This window comes from Oleiphilus sp. HI0117 (assembly GCF_001635235.1).
On record NZ_LWGA01001106.1, the window covers coordinates 1 to 2,033 of the forward strand.

Consider the following 2,033-nt stretch of genomic DNA (forward strand, 5'->3'; position numbering starts at 1 on the left):
CTATATCGAAGAGGTTACGAGCGATTATTTCGTTACGCCTCGCGGTCGCAACGAGGTCATCAACTGAGGGCATCCAAGAATCTCCGGCTTGGGATAGGTATAACTAAGACATCTGTATATTGTAGTTTAAATCGCTTCCTCTGTAGAAGCATAACGCAATTTTATCGCGGCAATTGGACTCAGATCATCACCAGACAGTGAATTCACCCGCCACCCGCATTAATTAACACATAAAAATCCGTTTTTATTAAATAAGATGGAATTAGGCTTGACGGGAAGCACATCGATGGATAGTATACGCGCACATTGATTGAGGCAACAAACCTTGATCAAGACGAGATTGATGCGGGGTGGAGCAGCCTGGTAGCTCGTCGGGCTCATAACCCGAAGGTCGTCGGTTCAAATCCGGCCCCCGCTACCACACCTACAGACCCAGTTGCGTTTAACGATGCAACTGGGTTTGTTTTTATATGGGCATAAATTTCTGAGCCTTCTTTGTTAATCTCGACTTCTCTCAAGATATCTTTTAAATAATCTCTAGTTTCATTAGTACTATTTTTTCTCGACTCTTGTAGCTCGAAAGCCCAGGCTTTGTATAGTTTTTTAATTACCGACAGCTCTGGTAATTCAGTTTCTTCAGACTCTTGAGATAACTGTTCGTTGATTTGTATCTTTTCAAATTCAGCAGATTTGAGTTTCTCGGCTATCGACCCGGATATTCCGATTGCCCCTATTGCCTCAATATATCTTTCTATCTCTTTATCGAGCTCATCTATTCTTTGAAGCAATGCTTTCCTGGAATCACCTTTCCCAGCAGAGAGTTCATTTAATACCTTAAGCGACTCAACATACGCAAACTCGACCAATTCATCACTTTGTAGCATGTCCTGAATTTCAGTAAGTAGCTTCTGTTCGGTTTCTTTGCGATTAACATTCACGCCTTCACATATTGAAGGACCTCTGTTCATTCGGTTTGAACATCCGTATGAGTGAGAACTAACAACCACAATGGGAGCGCCACATTTACCACAAGACATTAAGCCGCCCAATAATGATCTAACACGCCCCCCCTTTCCTTTTATCCCACCTTTATATCGAGACTCTTTAAAACGTGCTCTTACCTTTTCCCATAGTTCTTCGGTGACAATGCGTAAATCTTCTCGCTCATTAATACTCCACTCTGATTCCGATCTCTCTATACGAACACGCTTTCCAGAATCCGGATCCTTAGTCCACTGAGATCGATTCCAAATATGACGACCTCTATAGAGCTCATTGTTTAATAAACCAGAGCCTTTAGCGGGGCTGCCATACAAACCAGATATTCCCCAGCTGGAACCGCGAGGGCTCTTAATTTTCTTCTCATTCAACTCGCAAACTATGCTCTTGCATGAGCGACCACCAGCAAACTCTTCAAAAATCCAATTCACCCATTCAGCAGCATCTGGATTGATCTCTATATTTGAACCCTGTTCAGTCTTAATGTTTTGATATCCGAATGGAGCAGCTCCTGCAGCAAAGCCTCTTGAAACTTGTCCAGACATACCTCGATGGGTTTTCTTTTTGAGGTCTTCCAGATACATTTCATTGATGAGTCCCCTCATTCCTCGCACGAGCTGCCTACCTGATTGCTCTGAATCATAGCCATCCGACAACCCTAAAATTCGAATACCTCGATGCTCTAGACGCCTTACTACTGTCTCTTGTTCTACAAGATCGCGACTAAGTCGATCCAAACTTTCGAGTAGCAGTATTTCAAATTTATTAGCCATAGCATCAGCTAAAAGCTGAACACCACCAATTCGTTTAGCCACAGGAACAGAGCCAGATACACCTTCGTCCCTGTATGCATTGAGTAGTTGCCAGTTTTCGAAATCTATCCTTACATTACACAAACGAATTTGATCATCTATTGATGATTCACTTTGCTTGTCTGTTGAATAGCGTGCGTAGACAACCACTTTCATTGAACTGCCCCTTATTCTTGTAGGTATTTAAGAAAATACTCTAGCACAGTATCTATTCTTTAGGTG

The 2,033-nt window shown here is 42.4% G+C and carries 1 protein-coding gene and 1 tRNA gene; one reads left to right on the top strand and one right to left on the bottom strand.

Going from position 1 to position 2,033, the window contains the following annotated elements:
* Positions 1-344 precede the first annotated feature (344 nt).
* A tRNA-Met gene (locus A3757_RS19840) sits at positions 345-421 on the top strand.
* On the opposite strand, the gene A3757_RS28150 is transcribed toward A3757_RS19840, so the two are convergent.
* Positions 378-1,967, bottom strand: a complete 1,590-nt coding sequence (locus tag A3757_RS28150) for a recombinase family protein (RefSeq protein WP_369808219.1) — start codon at positions 1,965-1,967, stop codon at positions 378-380. The two genes, A3757_RS19840 and A3757_RS28150, sit on opposite strands and share 44 nt — an antisense overlap.
* Positions 1,968-2,033: the final 66 nt, after the last annotated feature.

What these genes read in the sequence shown, in the direction of transcription:
- A3757_RS28150 (WP_369808219.1), bottom strand. Translation starts at nt 1,967, where the DNA reads ATGAAAGTGGTTGTCTACGCACGCTATTCAACAGACAAGCAAAGTGAA.